Annotated in this window: 14 protein-coding genes and 1 pseudogene; 7 read left to right on the top strand and 8 right to left on the bottom strand. The window is 43.5% G+C overall.

The genetic code is table 11. The annotated features are described in order from the left end of the window. The first annotated feature begins 325 nt into the window (after positions 1-325). Complete coding sequence (locus JMX83_RS07765; RefSeq protein ID WP_201600333.1) at positions 326-1,273, top strand: NAD(P)-dependent oxidoreductase; 948 nt, start codon at positions 326-328, stop codon at positions 1,271-1,273. 24 nt (positions 1,274-1,297) lie between these two features. On the opposite strand, the pseudogene JMX83_RS15440 reads toward JMX83_RS07765, so the two are convergent. Further along, a pseudogene (locus JMX83_RS15440) lies at positions 1,298-2,852 on the bottom strand (flavin-containing monooxygenase). Between the two features lie 146 nt (positions 2,853-2,998). Beyond that, entirely contained in the window at positions 2,999-3,712 is a 714-nt protein-coding gene (locus JMX83_RS07755) for an RluA family pseudouridine synthase (protein ID WP_201600266.1), read from the bottom strand. A 407-nt stretch (positions 3,713-4,119) separates the two neighbouring features. On the opposite strand from JMX83_RS07755, the gene trxA reads away from it, so the two are divergent. The 3 genes from trxA (at position 4,120) to JMX83_RS07740 (ending at position 6,776) form a co-directional block, all read left to right on the top strand. After that, the gene (gene trxA / locus JMX83_RS07750; protein ID WP_201600264.1) at positions 4,120-4,446 is read left to right on the top strand and encodes a thioredoxin; all 327 of its coding nucleotides are present in this window, start codon (positions 4,120-4,122) and stop codon (positions 4,444-4,446) included. Positions 4,447-4,970: 524 nt separating this feature from the next. Then, positions 4,971-6,239, top strand: a complete 1,269-nt coding sequence (gene rho, locus JMX83_RS07745) for a transcription termination factor Rho (protein WP_055125334.1) — start codon at positions 4,971-4,973, stop codon at positions 6,237-6,239. A gap of 306 nt (positions 6,240-6,545) precedes the next feature. Continuing rightward, positions 6,546-6,776 (top strand): glycine zipper 2TM domain-containing protein, encoded by a 231-nt coding sequence (locus JMX83_RS07740; RefSeq protein ID WP_201600262.1) that lies wholly within the window; start codon positions 6,546-6,548, stop codon positions 6,774-6,776. 178 nt (positions 6,777-6,954) lie between these two features. Here the strand turns inward: JMX83_RS07740 and ypfJ are convergent, their stop codons facing one another. Further along, complete coding sequence (ypfJ, locus tag JMX83_RS07735; protein ID WP_201600260.1) at positions 6,955-7,845, bottom strand: KPN_02809 family neutral zinc metallopeptidase; 891 nt, start codon at positions 7,843-7,845, stop codon at positions 6,955-6,957. A gap of 529 nt (positions 7,846-8,374) precedes the next feature. On the opposite strand from ypfJ, the gene JMX83_RS07730 reads away from it, so the two are divergent. After that, positions 8,375-8,749, top strand: coding sequence for a hypothetical protein (locus JMX83_RS07730; RefSeq protein WP_201600258.1), 375 nt, complete (start codon positions 8,375-8,377; stop codon positions 8,747-8,749). A gap of 235 nt (positions 8,750-8,984) precedes the next feature. On the opposite strand, the gene JMX83_RS07725 is transcribed toward JMX83_RS07730, so the two are convergent. The 5 genes from JMX83_RS07725 to rpmI form a co-directional block, all read right to left on the bottom strand. Next, complete coding sequence (locus tag JMX83_RS07725; RefSeq protein ID WP_201600256.1) at positions 8,985-9,284, bottom strand: integration host factor subunit alpha; 300 nt, start codon at positions 9,282-9,284, stop codon at positions 8,985-8,987. A 247-nt stretch (positions 9,285-9,531) separates the two neighbouring features. Then, positions 9,532-11,937: a phenylalanine--tRNA ligase subunit beta gene (gene pheT / locus JMX83_RS07720; RefSeq protein ID WP_201600253.1), complete on the bottom strand. Its 2,406-nt coding sequence runs from the start codon at positions 11,935-11,937 to the stop codon at positions 9,532-9,534. A 103-nt stretch (positions 11,938-12,040) separates the two neighbouring features. Continuing rightward, the gene (gene pheS, locus JMX83_RS07715) at positions 12,041-13,096 is read right to left on the bottom strand and encodes a phenylalanine--tRNA ligase subunit alpha (RefSeq protein ID WP_201600250.1); all 1,056 of its coding nucleotides are present in this window, start codon (positions 13,094-13,096) and stop codon (positions 12,041-12,043) included. A 327-nt stretch (positions 13,097-13,423) separates the two neighbouring features. Continuing rightward, positions 13,424-13,780, bottom strand: a complete 357-nt coding sequence (gene rplT / locus JMX83_RS07710; RefSeq protein ID WP_011281252.1) for a 50S ribosomal protein L20 — start codon at positions 13,778-13,780, stop codon at positions 13,424-13,426. A 135-nt stretch (positions 13,781-13,915) separates the two neighbouring features. After that, complete coding sequence (gene rpmI / locus JMX83_RS07705; RefSeq protein WP_062845610.1) at positions 13,916-14,113, bottom strand: 50S ribosomal protein L35; 198 nt, start codon at positions 14,111-14,113, stop codon at positions 13,916-13,918. 435 nt (positions 14,114-14,548) lie between these two features. Here rpmI and JMX83_RS07700 point away from each other — a divergent pair, with 435 nt between their 5' ends. Both JMX83_RS07700 and hisIE read left to right on the top strand, forming a co-directional pair. Then, positions 14,549-14,992, top strand: coding sequence for a thioesterase family protein (locus tag JMX83_RS07700; RefSeq protein ID WP_075106427.1), 444 nt, complete (start codon positions 14,549-14,551; stop codon positions 14,990-14,992). Between the two features lie 185 nt (positions 14,993-15,177). Continuing rightward, positions 15,178-16,035, top strand: coding sequence for a bifunctional phosphoribosyl-AMP cyclohydrolase/phosphoribosyl-ATP diphosphatase HisIE (gene hisIE, locus JMX83_RS07695; protein WP_201600247.1), 858 nt, complete (start codon positions 15,178-15,180; stop codon positions 16,033-16,035). Positions 16,036-16,145: the final 110 nt, after the last annotated feature.

Below are 16,145 nucleotides of genomic sequence, written 5' to 3'. Positions count from 1 at the left end.
ACTGAAACCAGCAGCCAAGCCGTACCATTATATAACGTTAGCGGCTAGATGAGTGCGTTAAGTTCAATTTTCAAGAGGTGGCTTATGATACCCATGACTTTATAAGGTCTTTGGGCCCAATCATGCTCAGTAAATCCGCTCATGATATAAATTACTTTGTTTTTTAGACGCTTATGCCGACTTAACCAAGAGGCGCTTATACCAACTTAGCCAATATTTAATGGATTCGTTTTTGACTAAAAACACCAACGTGCTACATTAAGCCGATAACGATTTATTTGGCAACTATTACTATCTATAAGGCAACTATAAATAAGGAATCATGATGCAAGCCGTTTTTTTGGATAAAGGCACTTTTTCTGATGGTATTGACTTACCTGCACCGGCAGGCGTGAGCGATTACATCACTTATAACGACACACCAAAAGACACAGACCTCATCATTGAGCGCTGTAAAGATGCCGATATCATCATCACCAATAAAGTGCAAATTGGCGCGGAGGTGATCGCTGGCCTACCTAAGCTAAAATTGATTCAACTGACCGCCACTGGTATGAATAACGTCGATCAAGCCGCTTGCGATAAACATGGCGTAGCACTTTATAATGTTGCAGGTTATGCGGTAAAAAGTGTGCCTGAGCATACCTTTATGTTAATGCTGACCGCGATGCGTGCTGGTATTCATTATCACCAAAAAGTCGCTGATGGCACATGGCTAGCAAACGGGAATTTTTGTCTGCTGGATATTCCGCTGATAGATTTGGAAGATAAGACGCTAGGTATCATTGGTATTGGCACCATTGGCAAGCGTGTAACCGAAATCGCCCGCGCATTTGGTATGACAGTTCTATGGGCGGAGCATCAAGGGCGCACGCCTCGCAGCGATGAGTACACGGCGTTTGATGAGGTATTAGCTCGTGCAGATGTGATAAGCCTGCACTGTCCGCTGAATGAAACCACAGAGCATCTTATTAATAAAGACACGTTGACAAAAATGAGCAAACAACCACTCATCGTCAACGTTGCTCGTGGCGGCGTCGTTGATAGCCAAGCATTGACCGATGCGATTAACAACGAGCAAATCATCGGCTATGCCAGTGACGTGTTCGAACAAGAACCCATCGCTGACAATGATCCATTACTCAGTCTCAGCGACCATCCGCGCGTCATATTCAGTCCGCACAATGCTTGGGGCAGCAAAAGCGCCCAAGAAACCTTGTGGCAGATATTAAGCAAACAAGTGGCTGACTTTATCGATAATCAGCATCAATAGCGACTGTCAATGATGAGCAAGCTACTAACGACTAAACCGCAACCAGTCGTCTTTTATTTTGCGGTACTTGAGCATCACACGGTCGCTAAGATAGTTGTTGGTCACGTACCATGGGTAGCGATCGCCTTGCTTCGGCAGTCTGTCTTGGGCACGCTTGACATATCCAGACGATAGCGAGCCCATCACCGTATCTGCTTGGGCATGGGCGGTAGCATTCGCCGTCTGTGCCTGTGGCAGCGCGACTTGGTAGCGGTTTTTGTGCATATAACTCAGTAGCCGCACCACATATTGACAAGCCAGATCAATCTTTAGCGTCCATGAGGCATTGGTATAGCCAAATAAGGCCGCCAGATTGGGCACGCCTTCGATCATGACTGCTTTATAAGTCATGCGCGTGCCGATATCAATAGGCTGCCCGTCGATATATACTGCTGCCCCGCCTAGCATTTGTAGCTTTAGCCCCGTTGCTGTGACGATGATATCAGCATCAAGATGCTCGCCAGATTGCAGCATAATACCTGTTTCGGTAAAGCGGTCGATCTGATCGGTGACCACTGCTGCACGTTTACCGTGCAAAGATTTAAATAAATCACTGTCTGGTATAGCGCAAACGCGTTGATCCCAAGGATTGTAGTCGGGCATAAAGTGCTCGACTACAATCCTTGGGATCAACGCCGCTACCTTTTAACTCTTTAGTCACGCTGCCTTTTAGGACGGCTTTCATCAACTTCGGCGCGTGAGTAGCTAATTTATACAGCCCTTGCTGCCGTAATACATTGCGAGCGCGTAGTGCCGTATAGACCTGCTCTTTTGATAAAGGAGAAAACTTGCCCGATAGCCAGTCGATAGCATGATCATCACCCGGCACGCTTGCCACATAAGTGGGCGTCCGCTGTAGCATCGTGACATGGCGTGCACATTGCTCACTGTCTTCATCCACTAACGCCGGTAATAGCGTCATTGCGGTAGCACCGCTCCCAATGATGACTACTTTTTTGTCGTTATAATCTAAATTATCCCAATGCTGCGGATGGACGATACGACCACGGAAGTCATCTTCTCCATCAAAATGAGGACGATAGCCTTGCTCATAGTCGTAGTAACCCGTAGCACCCACAACGAACTTTGCCGTCTTGACGAGCACTTCACCACTCGCATGATTTTTTATGGTTGCTGTCCATAATTGATCAGTGCTAGACCATGATATTTTCTGGACTTCATGCTCATAGCGAATATGCTCAGTAATACCAAACTCGCGCGCCGTATCAGCGATATAACGCTTGATATCGCCACCTGCTGCCAGCATTCTATAATCTAGCCACGGCCTAAAGTTATAGCCAAAGGTTAAGGCATCAGAGTCAGAACGAATACCAGGATAGGTAAATAAATCCCAAGTCCCGCCCAGATCAGCACGTTTTTCTAATATGGCAAAGCGCTGCGTTTTTGCCTGTTTTTGTTTTTTTGCACCTTTATGACCAAATAGATTTTTATGCTGTAGTTGCTGTAAGCGGCAGGCCATACCGATACCAGCAATACCAGCACCAATAATCAGTACTTCATAATCGGCCAGCTTGTCCATTTGCGGCTTTTTACGTGTCAGGCGACTTTTGATCGCCTGTTTTGTAGTGGTAATATCAAGCATATTATCATCCTTGTATTTGCATGATTGGCGATAGCGTTTCTATTAATCGCGCGCTTAGACTTCACATTCAGGCAGCTAATGCATCAAAATGGGCATGGACTTTCCCAGTCCATCCAAGCACCCAATACTGGATGTTTTAAGCGCAATTGCTGCGCATGTAGGTTCAGCCTTGGCGCAATCTCTAATGCCGTGCCCTCAGCATAAATCGGGTCGCCAATCATCACGTGACCTGCATGTACCATATGTACGCGTAGCTGATGGCTGCGACCTGTCACTGGTTTTAGCATCACTCGAGTGACGGTCTGACCATTGCATTGTTCATGGGCTATAACTTCATACAGTGTTAGCGCATGCTTTGACCAGTCGTGATCGACGATATGACGCGGCTTGGTAGTCGGCTCATAGCGTACTGGCACCGATATCTCACCCGTTGCACCGACTTGCTCCCACGCGCCAAAAACTCGTGCTTGGTACTTTTTTTGCGGTAGACGTTCAATAAATTGCTTACTGATATTGGTTTGGGCAGCGGCATTTTTTGCAAAAATAATCAGCCCTGAGGTATCCATATCCAATCGATGAATCAGTTTTACCGCTGGATTGGCACGCTCAAGCCGAGCAAGCAGACTCACTTTGAGAGTCTTGCCATCGACACTTAATAGGCCTGCCGGTTTATCAACCACCCAAATATCATCGTCTTCGTAGACCGTAATCTCTTGCGCAAAATCCTTGAAAAACTCAAGCGGATAGGCATTTTCTTGCGCGTTAAGGGCGTCGACTTCTTCATCAGTAAAAGGCATAACAATAACTACTTATATAAATTGAATGAAATACGTGGATTTTTAACTGCTGGTGTATTTGGTACAATGGCGGATTTCTTATGAAACTCAAAACAGGAAAGCTCAACACCGCAAACGACCATTGGAAGGCTATTAAAATAACGCTTTAGAGCATTTTTTAGCAAAGCGCTGGCGGTAAGTAACAGAGAAAACCGAACCTGTGTCATTCTGTTTCGATTTATTGTGCTAATCGTAATTGTTAAACAATTTAACCAGCCTGAATCTGTCAAGACTGAGCAAACATGTTAATATAATGGCACATTTTCACCATTTCTAAACGATTCTTTGACCACTGACCAGCTTATTATTAGATCAATATGACTGCTTACTCGTGGTGACAGAATAAATAAAACAAGAGAGATAAAATTATGTCAGACCTTATTGTTAATACTACCGACACAAACTTTGACCAAGACGTTCTAGAATCAGATGTGCCTGTATTGGTAGATTTTTGGGCAACTTGGTGTGGTCCTTGTAAAGCGATTGCGCCTATTTTAGAAGATTTAGCGACTGAGTACCAAGGTAAAGTTAAGATCGTTAAAGTTGACGTGGATAGCAACCCACAAGCAGCGAGCCGTTTTGGTATCCGTAACATCCCAACGCTATTTGTCTTCAAAGATGGCGAAAAAGTTGACTCAGTCATGGGCCTACAGCCAAAAGCTGAACTAGCTAAAGTATTAGACAAGCATTTATAAGCTGAATCTACTCGTTTCAGATGACTTTAAACGGACGAGATAGACTCACCAAAAAAGCCATTATCTGACTATGATAGTGGCTTTTTTGCTTGTTTTTTGTGCAAAAAACTTGATTATATGACTTTTTTGGCAAAATTTATTGACAACGCTATTGTGAAGACCGTATAGTCTGCTGACAAGAGAAAACCAACTGTTTTCCTAGTATCTTGTCGCTATTCTCCTCGTGTTTATCAACAAAAACACAATCGTCATTATAAACACCATTGCTGAACAAAATGACTAAACGCAATTACTGATATTGGGTTTTTGACGCAGACTCTTATGTAGCCTTTTTTATCCTTATTTCTTATGACCTTGCATCCCATGATTGCAGTGCGTACATAAGCAGACATGCAAAACCAAAACTACATAAACTACAGCGCTGTGCACACACCTATATCATCATATTACCGTTATTTTAATCACTGTCGTGACTTGTGCTGCTAATGGCATCTCTCATCTGATCAATTGCTAATGACCTATCTATGAATCTTACTGAATTAAAGAAAAAATCAATCGCTGAGCTATTGGCTATCGCCAAGGAAATGGGTCTTGATAATATGGCGCGTAGCCGTAAACAAGACATTATTTTTGCTATCCTAAAAACCCATGCGCGGAACGGTGAAGCTATCTATGGTGATGGTGTGCTTGAGGTTCTTCCTGATGGTTTTGGATTTTTGCGCTCATCAGAAGGCTCATATCTAGCTGGTCCTGACGATATCTATGTCAGCCCAAGCCAAATTCGTCGCTTTAGCCTAAAAACTGGTGACAGTATCGCTGGTACGATTCGTCCACCAAAAGATTCTGAGCGTTATTTTGCGTTATTGAAAGTCGGCGAGATTAACTTTGATACGCCAGATCGCTCACGTCATAAGCTTATCTTCGAGAACCTAACGCCGCTGTTCCCAACTGAGCACTTAAAACTTGAGCTTGGTAACGGAACCACTGAAGATTTGACTGGTCGTATCATCGATCTAATCGCTCCGATTGGTAAAGGTCAGCGCTCTATCATCGTCGCACCGCCAAAAGCGGGTAAAACGATGCTGCTACAGACCATCGCTCAGTCAATCACACGCAATAACCCTGAATGCTATCTAATCGTACTATTGATTGACGAGCGTCCAGAAGAAGTCACCGAGATGGTACGTACGGTACGCGGCGAAGTGGTTGCCTCTACCTTTGATGAACCGCCACAGCGTCACGTACAAGTGGCTGAAATGGTCATCGAAAAGGCCAAGCGTTTGGTTGAACATAAGCAAGACGTGGTTATTTTGCTTGATTCAATCACTCGCCTCGCCCGTGCTTATAACACGGTTATCCCATCATCAGGCAAAGTACTGACTGGTGGTTTGGATGCCAATGCCCTAGAGCGTCCAAAGCGTTTCTTTGGTGCTGCGCGTAATGTCGAGGAAGGCGGTAGTTTGACCATTATTGCCAGCGCATTGATCGATACTGGTAGTAAGATGGATAGCGTTATTTTTGAAGAATTCAAAGGAACGGGTAACCAAGAGATTACGCTTGAGCGTGACTTGGCCGAAAAACGTGTCTTCCCTGCGATTAATATCAAAAAATCTGGTACACGCCGCGAAGAGCGTTTGCTTGATGAAGACAAGCTGCGTAAAGTCTGGATCTTGCGTAAGTTGCTGCAACCGATGGATGGTGTTCAAGCCACTGAGTTCTTGTTGGATCGTCTAAAAGAAGCGAAAACCAATGATGAGTTCTTTGAGCAGATGAAGCGCAAATCACAGAATTAATTTGCGAGCTTTATTCTAAAATTATTTATATTAAGACTGCCAATAGGTGGTCTTTTTTGTTTCCGATTGCCAAAATACTCGCCTACTTATTTTTGAGCTAAGCACCTCACATAAGCAAGTATCTGTTTGATGATACAGTCTGGAAACATCAATTACATGTTGTTTGCAAAGTTTAGCGCTTTTACTACGACTATATAGTCAGCAACCAACTATCATGGCAGATAGTAGGAATACATTTGAAACTACCATGGACATTGTTTTTTAAAGGTCTTACATTTTAAATTTGATGGATAAATAGGTGATAATATGAAATTTGCTAAAACGATCGCAATGACAGCAATTACGAGCTCAGCACTAATCATGACTGGTTGTAATTCATATGGTGGCGGTATGAGCAATACTGCTAAAGGTGCTACTGCTGGTGCTGCTGCTGGTGCTCTTATCAGAAGTAAAGGCGATAGCAAAGACATCGCTCGTGGCGCATTAGCTGGTGCAGCTATTGGCGGCGCTGGTGGTTACATTCTTGATAATAACTAAGATCCTTCTACCTGATATCTCTTCATTATTAAATTGAGTGATATCAACCAGAGGATAAAAAAAGCCTGCAATTAATTGCAGGCTTTTTTATGTCAATTTTTTGCATGGTTATTATTGTACTGATAACCCATAGGCGGAGTTGTAAAAAGTAAATCACTTTTAAAGCGCGCCACTACTTTTAAAGCGCACCGCTAAACGTATCACAAGATTGTACGTTACCGCTCTCTAGGCCACGAGTGAACCATTCAACACGCTGCTGGCTGGTACCATGAGTGAAGTTATCAGGCGCGACCGCTCTCCCACTCGCCTGTGCCAACCGATCATCGCCGATCTGACCGGCAGCATTGATAGCCTCATCAATATCGCCCGCTTCTAAAAACTGTACACGCTCTTGATTACGCTGCGCCCAAACGCCTGCAAAGCAATCTGCCTGCAACTCTTGTAACACTGATAACTTATTGGATTGTGCTTGGGTCACTTGCTGACGGGCTTCGTTGACCTGCTGACTAATACCTAGTAGCGTTTGAACGTGGTGTCCAACCTCATGTGCGATAACATAAGCCTGCGCGAAATCGCCCGCTTTGCCTTGGTTTTCTTGACTACCTGATCCTTGCTGATCACCTGAAATACCAAGATTTTGACGCATCTCCACAAAGAAAGATGTATCTAAATAAACCGTCTGATCCCCTGGGCAGTAAAACGGACCTGTTGCAGCGCTAGCACCACCACAAGCTGAATTCACTTGACCATTGAACAGAATCAATGAAGGCTCTTTATAAGTACTACCCGCTTCGTTAAATATCTGATGCCAGACCTCTTCAGTATCCGCCAGCACGACTTTGACAAACTGGGTATCTCGATCATCGCTTGTCGCAGGTTCGCTGGAAGTTCCATTACTACCACCACCAGCGATCACCTGACCTGTTTGCAGCGCAGTCATGGGATTTACCCCAAATACCAGCCATAAAATACCTGCGATAATGATACCGCCGATACCACCACCTATCATTTTTCCGCCGCCCGTACTGGAGCGCACGTTAGAACTGCCCCGTCTGCCTTGCCATTTCATAGTTTGTTCCTCAAATATACGATATATAGCTGTTCGTATCAGTCATTATTTATTTTGTACCGCTGCTAACCAGATCCTTCAAATCAGTATTTTAGCCAGCTACATTTCACTCAATTATCGTAAAAGCAAGCGATCTAAAAATACTTTCTCACAAGGTCAATCATTACTGACTCCTAATATCTTAATAATCGGCGTATTTACTTCTATTTTGCTCGATAAAACATGATAAATACTAAAAAACCATGCTAATAAATGGACACCAAGAGTTCTCTGCAATAGGCTGATGTCATTGATTATACGTCGATTAATTTGGTTTGTTGTATTAAAAATACTATCAAACAGCTGAAGTAAAATATTATTTTAAATATTATTGTTACTTAATTGTACAACCCTATTTCCATTTTCATATAAAACATATAGAATGCGTGGAAGCTGAGTAGCTGTGACTAAGACTAGTTGAATTCTGAGAAATCTCGGAATTCGACCTTTGTTGCTGCTACTGCTCATTTCATTTTCCGGAGAAAACCTTATGAAACTTAAATTACTTGCTCTAGCTGGTATCATGACTGCAACTATGGGCCTAACTGCCTGTGACAGCAACAAAGAAAACGCTGCTGAAGATTTATCTGACGCGCAAGAAGAAGTGCAAGACGCTTCTGCAGAGCTAGATGATGCTGCTGCTGAAGGCGAAATGACTGCTGATGCTGACGCTGCTGTTGCTGACGCTGAAGCGAACATCGCTGATGCACAAGCTGCAACTGCTACTGACGAAATGGACGCTGAAGTTCCTGTAGACGGTACTACTACTAGCGTTGACGTAGCTAGCGAAACTGATACTGCTACTGCTGATCCTGCTGCTGTTGAAGCTGCTGACACAGTTGTTGTTGAAGAGCCAGCTCAGTAATTTATTGTTCATACAATAAATAAACGGTTATAAAAAAAGAGAGCCTATGCTCTCTTTTTTTATGCCTACAATTTATGACAGCTAGTCAACCATAACCATAATTGGTACTTATTGGCTATACAGGATACATGCAGCGCAAGATTAAAGAATCATAATCGCAGTCATGCGCAAACATATATCAATAGTTTTACATGGTTATAGCGAAAACAAGCAGGCTTTCATACTCAATAACGCATTAAGTATCGAATAAACGCTCATCAACTTTCTGACGAAATTTTTGTCCCGTTTTGAACGTAACCACGCGGCGCGCGGATACTGCGACAGGCTCCCCTGTTTTAGGGTTACGACCTGGACGGCTGTTCTTATCTTTAAGCTCAAAGTTGCCAAAGCCTGAAAGCTTGACCTCTTTGCCATCAATCAAACTCTCTGACAGCTCATCAAAAAAGTTCTCCACCAGACAGCGACCTTCTTGTCGTGTCAGATTTAGATGACTCATTAAGTGCTCAATCATGTCAGATTTGGTTAAGGTGCTCACAGTACGACTCCTATGCTATGTCGTGATGTCGAATATCATGGTTTAGCGGTATGAGGGTTAAGTCTAATTATTATAAAGGTTTTTTGAGCAGTTTTTAATAAACTATGCATTAAAATCCTTTATTAATAATGACTTAACTTATTCTACAAGTAAAAGGGTTATAAATAATAGTTTTTACGAATAGCAATGCTCCATAGCCTCATAACTGAAAAGGCTATAGAGCATTGGGTATTTTAAAGACTAAATATTAGCTGTCACGTAACTGGACTGCGTGTTGATCCGTTAATGCCTGTACAACCTTATCGGTGGCAGCCTTTACAGCTTCATCCGATAGGGTTTGTGTAGCATCTTGCCATACGAGTGCAAACGCCAATGAGCGCTGACCTGCTGGTACTTTATCGCCTTGATACACATCAAATAGCCACAGATCAGTCAACAGATCACCTGCCGCAGCTCTTACCGTTGATTCTAAAGTCTGCAAACTGATATCACTGTCTACTAAGATAGCGATATCACGGCGTACTTGTGGGAACTTGCTTGGTGTCGTAATCGCATGCTGCTCCCGAGCAAGCGTCAATAGCGGTGCCAGTGACAATTGGGCAACCCATGTCGTTGGTAGATCCAACTGCTTAGCAGTATTTGGATGTAGCTGACCCAACCAACCAACATATATATCATCGATATATAACTCAGCGCTTTGTCCTGGATGGAGGAAGCTCAGCGTACTACGCTCGTAGCGGATGCGTGCACTATCGATCTGCGCTGGTAATAACTGTTCAATATCATGTTTTAGATCATAAAAGTCTAGCGCACGGTTTTGATATGCTTGCTCGCTCCATACATCACCCACTGCGACCAAGGCAATGCTTGGGGTTTGCACCAAATCACTGATACTTTGTCCCACAAAGCTAAGACCCGTCTCAAAGAAACGTACGCGTGGCTGCTGACGATTCAAGTTATATTGCACGCAAGGCAGTAGGCTCGATAGCAAGGTACGACGCATGACCGCCAAATCACTAGAGATAGGGTTTGCCAGTGCCAACACCTCCCCTAGTGCTTCATCATCAAGCAATGCTTCTAATTTTGCATCACTAAAGCTAAAGCTGATCGCTTCCATATAACCGTTATCGACCAGTGCTAGCTTCATCCCATGAGTCAAATCTGCAGTATCGTCATAATCCATGCTGACTTGCAAATGTGGCAAAACGCTTGGAATATTATCATAGCCATAGATACGAGCAATTTCTTCGATGAGATCTTCGCGGATACTCATATCAAAACGATAAGACGGCGGCTTGCAAATTAGTGCGTCGTTTTGCTGCTCTACCTCAAAACCTAATTGAGTTAAGATACGCACCATCTCTGATGGATCGATATCAATCCCAATGACATCACGAACTTTCGCGATTGGCAATGTAATTGGTGCGCGTGCTGGCAAATGCTCAAGGTTTTCGGCCGTGACTATTTGTCCTGCTTCGCCGCCCGTGATACTTGTGATCAAGTCACAAGCTCGTGCCAAGGCAAGTTTTGGCAATTCAAAATCGACCCCACGCTCAAAACGCTGCGAGGCATCGGTGTGCAATCCAAAACGGCGTGCGCGTGCAGCGATAGCCAGTTGATTAAAGAAAGCGCTTTCTACCACGATATTGGTCGTACTATCGGTGACACTGCTACGCTGACCACCCATAATACCAGCTAGTGCCAAAGCACCTTTGTCGTCAGCAATCACAAGCTCATCACCGGTTAGCGTAACCGTTTGCTCGTTGAGCAAAGTAATGGTTTCATCAGGCTGTGCCAAACGCACAACGATATCACCTTCGATGGTATCAGCATCAAAAGCGTGTAGCGGTTGCCCCAACTCCATCAACACATAGTTGGTCACATCGACCAAGAAGTTATGTGAACGCAGTCCTGATTGAACTAAAGCATCTTGCATCCATTTCGGAGTATCGATGCTACGATCAATATTGCTAATTGATTGCAACAGATAGCGAGGGCACGCTTCTACCGCATCAACAGTTACAGCGGGCGTTGCACCATTATCAGAAGCGACTATATTGTCAGGAATCTCTGGCAACTGTACAGGCAAGTCATTGATGACTGAAATCTCGCGAGCGATACCGCGAACGCTAAAGCAATCACCACGGTTTGGAGTGATAGAGATATCCAGTATCTGATTATCTAGACCTAAATACTCACGGATATCGGTACCAACTGGTGCGTCTTCAGGCAGTTCAAGCAGTCCATCGATATCATCGACCAAGTCAATTTCAGAGGCGCCGCATAGCATGCCGTTTGAGGCAACACCGCGTAGCTTGCTTTTTTTGATCTTAAAGCCTTTGCCATCGTCGCTTGGCAATACCGCACCAACGGTAGCAACCGGCGCTTTCATACCAACGGTCACATTAGGCGCGCCGCAAACAATTTGTAGCGGCTCAGCATCGCCAATATTTACCTGCGTGACACGCAGTTTGTCTGCATCTGGATGCTGCTCAACGCTGATGACTTCACCGATGACCACACCGCTAAATTCGCGGGCAACTGCGTAACGATCATCAATTTCAAGCCCTGCCATGGTCAGCTGTTCAGCCAACTGTTCGCTGGTATTTTGGGGATTTACCCATTGACGTAGCCACTGTTCGCTAATTTTCATAAATATCTCGGATCAGAATTTTATAATAAAGATGTTGGAGTAAAGCTTGGCAAATTAACTTGTTGTATTAACAAGGAGCACGTTTTATATCAATAAAAGCACTCTAGCCAAATTGCTTTAAGAAGCGCACGTCATTTTGGAAAAACAAACGCAAGTCATCAATACCGTAATACAGCATCGCAAAACGCTCGATACCCATACCAAAAGCAAAGCCTGTGTATTTATCGCTATCAATACCGCAATTGGTCAATACTTGTGGATGCACCATGCCGCAGCCCATTACCTCAAGCCATTTGCCATTATCATCTAGTATATCCACTTCTGCAGACGGCTCAGTGAATGGGAAGAATGAAGGACGGAAACGTACGGTCAGCTCTTTGGCGAAAAATGCTTCCAAGAACTCACTGATCAGACCTTTTAGCTCAGCAAAAGTGCTCGACTCGGTGACCATAAGGCCTTCTAGCTGATGAAACATGGGTGAATGGGTTTGGTCTGAGTCGTTACGATAAACACGGCCTGGGCAAATGATGCGAATCGGCGGCTCATTTTTTTCCATGGTACGAATCTGGACAGGACTGGTATGCGTACGCAGTAGATAATGCGCATCAAAATAAAAGGTATCATGCATCGCGCGCGCAGGATGGTGCGACGGGATATTTAATGCTTCAAAGTTATAGTAATCGCTCTCAACTTCAGGGCCAGTTGCGACATTGAAGCCCGCTTGAATAAAATACTGCTGCATACGCTGAGTAATCATCGTTACTGGATGCAGATGACCTTTTTGACCACCGCGAGCAGGCAACGTGATATCAATACTTTCACTCTCTAGCTTAGCATTGAGTGCTGCGACTTCTAACTGCTGCTGTTGATCAGTCAATGCTTGCTGAATGCGGCTACGCACCTCGTGCAACCAGCCACCGTAGGTTTTTTTATCATCAGCATCGAGTTTGCCCATCTGCTTTGACCAGCCCGTCAATGGGCTCTTTTTACCAGTCAATTGCACACGCAAATCTTGCAACGTACGCGCATCAGTTACTTGTAGAATTAAAGCTTCAGCAGCACTCGCAAAGTCAGTAAGCTGAGCTTCATTGAGCTCGTTTAGCTCTGAAGACAAGGTCGGTAGCGCCGACAAGTCGTTGGTAGCAGCAGGGTTAGTCATAAGACGCATTATTCCTGATTTGAACGGACTATTAATTGTAGGGGTTTGACCAAATATTGCAAACCATTTATCCAGTTATGTTTATATAAAAAATTGATATAAATACTGTTTATAAGAATGGCTTGAGTATTTAGTCGATGACAAACGTATTTCGTATCGACAAAGCCTCGACGTCGAACAGGCGTAGAATAATTTCATATAAAAAAAGCCACCGACCAGCGGTAGCTTTTATTAATATCGTACTATTAATCAATATTAGTTCTATTCGTTTAGATGCTTACTTAGATAAATTTTATATCTACTTAATCTCTAAAGAGTAGTTAATATTTATGCTAGTTCCGCTTTTGCTTTTTCGACCAATGCTGTGAAAGTCGCTGCATCATGCATAGCGATGTCTGCTAGAACGCGACGATCGATTGCAATGTTTGCTTTTTTCATGCCATTGATAAAGCGGCTATAGCTCAAACCGTTTAAGCGTGCACCAGCATTGATACGTGCAATCCAAAGACGACGGAAAGTACGTTTTTTGTTGCGACGGTCACGATAAGCATATTGACCAGCTTTGGTCACTGCCTGTACCGCTACGCGGTAAACACGTGAACGGGCACCGTAGTAGCCTTTTGCGCGTTTTAAGATTTTTTTGTGACGGCGATTTGCCTGTACACCACGTTTTACACGGGCCATAATTTACTCCAAGATTTTGTAATCACTGTTAAGCGAGTGATGATGCTGTCAAATAACAAACATCATTGTCAGATTGCAAAGTCAAATATCATTTCATCAGATAGTTTTCAATCAAAGATAGATGACAGTAGGCTATTAGATGTATGGGCACATACGACGAACTGCTGCTTCGTCAGATTTATGTACCAACTTAAGACCACGCAACTGGCGAATACGCTTAGGTGATTTCTTGGTCAAAATATGGCTTTTGAATGCTTGCTTACGTTTAAAGCCGTTTGCTGTTTTTTTGAAGCGTTTAGCGGCACCGCTTCTGGTTTTCATCTTAACTTTCATGATGATTTGCCTCTTTTTCTGTTTTAGAACCTGGTCGTCAAATAGTCATACCGAATAATCGTTATATAAATAACAACTAAACCTCTATTTGCCTCGAGGTGGGAGGCGCTATTTTAGCAGATAGTGCCTTGTTTTGCCAAGTAAAGTTTTGGCTAACCTTTACCTGGCAACAAAGGCCGTTAGTCAGCATGAGTAGCACTGTAGCGCGGCTCTCAAAAATCTCATGAAAATGGTCAATTTTCATCCAAATAGATTGAATGTCAGCTGAAGCTGTGCTTAAGTAGATACTTAAGTTACATCATAATATGAGTGTCATGGAAGCACACTCATTTATTAAGTGTATACAGCTTTATTCTCTGTTCATCATTATTATGATTCTGCCAGCCTATCGCATGATAAGTAGCATAATTGTTTGCCACCACTTTAGGAGATAGTGTGTCAAAGCAAGAGTTGGTATTTGAGGATTATTTATTTGTTTTTGAGACAGTGATGCGCGTGCGTCATACCGAAATCGACTTGGGACAGCATGTGACCATCGAATCTCTGACCGCCCTTCTGTCCGAAGCGCGACTAAGGTTTCTACAGGCTAAAGGTATTAAAGAAATCAATTCAGATAAACAAGGCTTGATTATTGATACATTGCAGTTGGTTATTTTGAGTCGTATACGAGTGTGCGAAGAGCTTTTGTTTGAAGTCGGTGTTGAGCCAATATATGATAATGGCGGTAATATAGTGATAAAAGTTACCCGTATGCACACGGGCGAAACGGTCGTAAAAGCACGGCAGCATTTTAGAAATTATGATTTTAATCTCAATAAAGTGATTAAGCTCGATAACACGACCAAAGAGGCTCTATATCCTCATTTATTTAGGCTGTAAAATAGCGAGTCAATAGTACCCCTTCTATTCTAATGCTCGCGCAGCTTTCATATGACATCATATTTCAGAGCACTTCAGAGCATTTTAGACAATCTCCTCGCTCTAATCATAACTCGCTCCAATCATAAGTAGTATAATTACTTATTGATATTTTTATTCTCTAACTACAAGACGACACATACATTATGACTCTACCTGCTTGGCTGACTGCCGTAACTTTTAATGCTGATGGTTTGATTCCTGCAATTGCTCAAGATCACAAGTCAGGTCGTATTCTGATGATGGCTTGGATGAATGCAGACGCATTACAGCTCACAGCACAAACGCAGACCGCGGTTTATTTTTCGCGCTCGCGTGACAAATTGTGGCACAAAGGCGAATCATCAGGTCATACGCAGACCGTCCACGATATTCGTCTAGACTGTGATGCAGACGTGATTGTGCTAAGCGTGACTCAAGCGGGTGGTATTGCTTGTCATACAGGCCGTGAGTCTTGTTTTTATCAACGTTTAGATCTATCAGGCCAAACACCTGAATGGCAAACTGTCGATAAAGTATTAAAAAACCCTGCGGATATTTATCATTCTGATGAATCTGCTAGCACCAATGTTGAAAACGAAAATACTAGCGCGACCACCGACTCTAATAACACTCAAGCGCAAGTCGATACTACTCAAGCGCCAATTGATAAAGGCTCTGTGCTACAACAGCTCGATCAGGTATTGGCAGAGCGCAAACAAGCCGATGCCGACAGCTCTTATGTCGCCAGTCTATATGCTAAAGGCTTGAATAAAATATTAGAGAAAGTCGGTGAAGAGAGTACAGAGAGCATCATTGCTGCCAAAGATTTTGCTCACTGCGATGAGAGTAAAGACAAAGCAAGCTATGATGAGGCACGCCATGAGCTGGTCTATGAAGTGGCAGATGTCTGGTTTCATACTTTAGTCGGACTGGCATGGTTTGACATAGAGTCAGATGCGGTATTGAACGAGCTGGGTCGACGGTTTGGGCTGTCAGGTATCGACGAAAAAGCGGCTAGATAGTTATTGAGATACAAAAAAAAGCATCGACCCTGTTTGATTATTGTTGATTTCACCTATTTGTAATAACTGCAGGTTATAATATAGCTCTGTTTTATCTCGCATTATATGTG

This window comes from Psychrobacter piscatorii (genome assembly GCF_904846415.1).
GTDB classification, from domain to species: domain Bacteria; phylum Pseudomonadota; class Gammaproteobacteria; order Pseudomonadales; family Moraxellaceae; genus Psychrobacter; species Psychrobacter piscatorii.
Note: the sequence above shows the minus strand (reverse complement) of the source record. Positions and strands in the feature narration are given on the sequence as shown.